This window comes from Bacillus sp. JJ664 (assembly GCF_036962205.1).
GTDB lineage: Bacteria > Bacillota > Bacilli > Bacillales > Bacillaceae_G > Gottfriedia.
Genome location: NZ_JBALMS010000056.1, coordinates 1 through 1930, shown reverse-complemented (window position 1 = coordinate 1930; position 1930 = coordinate 1). Strand labels below are relative to the sequence as shown.

Below are 1930 nucleotides of genomic sequence, written 5' to 3'. Positions count from 1 at the left end.
CAATTAAAAATAGCTCTCTAAAATTGAATATATGATATTTAGACAGTTTCAGTATTTGAAATGGCTAAAATCTACAATTTTTGCAAATAGGTAAGTGCAGTGTTAGCATGCTTTTTATTACTTTCACAACTAGTAATCGCTTTTTATTTTATTTGGAAAGTATTTACTAGAAGTTAACTATAAAATCTTAAAATAAGAATTAGAGCCATTTTAGTAGAATATATCCAAATGTTATTTTATTAAATGATTAAGTCAAATAATTAGTAGATTCGCCGTTTCTAAACATTTTTAACATCATAGATTACAAAGAGATGATAGAAGATTGTTCGTATTTATTTTTGTTTCATGTGAATGAAAGGAGTGGTCTACAATTAAAATTGCATTAATTTGTACAGAAATGTTTCCTGTACCTCCTGTTGGTGGAGGGGCAATACAAGTACTAATTGATGGTGTTACACCTCACTTAAATGCCCACCATGAATTGACTATTTTCGGAATTACACATCCCGATCTACCAGAACGGGGAGTCGTGAATGGGGTTGAATATATCCGTGTACCAAAACAAAATTATGTATTTAATATAGGAATTGAACTTTCTAAAAAGAGAGCAAAACATGAAGTGTACGATTTAGTCCACGTTTTTAACCGGCCTCGTGATTTACTAGTTTATAAGAATTCCATGCCAGAGAGTCGCTTCGTTATAAGTCTCCATAATGAAATGTTTAAAGAAGGTAAAATTTCCTATGAGATGGGAAATTTAGTGATTCAAGCAGTAGATCGAATCATGACAATAAGTGAATATATAGGACAAACAGTCATTGAACGCTTTCCACACGCCAAAAATAAAATCAAAGCTGTTTATTCTGGCATCGATTTGAAAAGGTATAAACCTTATTGGGATAAAGAAGTACAGGAGAAAAGAAAAGAGTTAAGAAAAAAATTTGGGGTAGAAGATAAAAAAGTTGTTTTATTCGTTGGACGATTAAGTGCAGTAAAAGGTCCAGATGTTTTAATTGAATCAATGAAGAAAGTAATTAATAAATATAGTAATTCTGTACTAGTCATAGTTGGGAGTAAATGGTTTAGTGAAGATCGAATAGATGAATATGGTTTGAAAATTAGAAAACAAGCTGAATCATTAGGTAAGGATAAAGTGATTTTTACTGGATTTGTTCCGCCATATGACATTCCATCACATTTTTTAATTGGAGATGTTTTTGTGTGTAGCTCACAATGGCAAGAACCTTTAGCAAGGGTTCATTATGAAGCGATGGGGACAGGCTTACCAATCATTACTACAAATAGAGGTGGAAATGCAGAAATTATCGAGCATATGAAAAATGGCTATGTAATAGATGATTACACAAACTCGGATGCTTTTGTTGAAGCTATTTTGTTCTTATTTTCAAATCTGGAAGCAAAAAATAAATTGGCAAAAGAAGGACGAGCTTTCGTGGAATCCAACTTTGAATTTTCGCATGTATCTCAGAGGTTAGATAATTTGTATACTGCTGCGATCAATCATCATAAAGAAGCAGGAGTCTAGGAAACATTTTTTTTCGATGTCGTAAAAACTCAGAACTTTTAGTATAAAAAATATTGATTAAGAAAAAAACTAATCATTCAATTGAATTGGATAGAATTAAATTTCGATCCTCCTTGGAATGATTTAAAGCTCAAACATCTAACCATTAGAGTTTGAGCTTTTTTATTTTGGATTTTTATTTATTATTTTTAGAGCCCAGCATTCCGTAATCTTTTATTGTTAAATCAACCTTATAATGAATGCTTGCTTTACTGAAATCTTCATCCCAATGATTTTTTATTTTATTCCAAAGCCTCGGTTCTTGAATTCTTAACTGATTTCCGAATCCAACAACATCTACCTTTAATTCCTTTTGAGTTTTTTTCATTACATTTTCAACTATTC

The 1930-nt window shown here is 31.1% G+C and carries 2 protein-coding genes; one reads left to right on the top strand and one right to left on the bottom strand.

The features are described 5' to 3' along the window. Window positions 1-397: 397 nt before the first annotated feature. A complete protein-coding gene (locus tag V7056_RS10525; RefSeq protein ID WP_499701716.1) occupies window positions 398-1546 on the top strand; it encodes a glycosyltransferase family 4 protein in 1149 nt (382 codons plus the stop codon). Between the two features lie 175 nt (window positions 1547-1721). Here V7056_RS10525 and V7056_RS10520 read toward each other — a convergent pair. Beyond that, a partial coding sequence (locus V7056_RS10520) for a Ger(x)C family spore germination C-terminal domain-containing protein (RefSeq protein WP_499701714.1) occupies window positions 1722-1930 on the bottom strand: 209 nt, incomplete at its 5' end.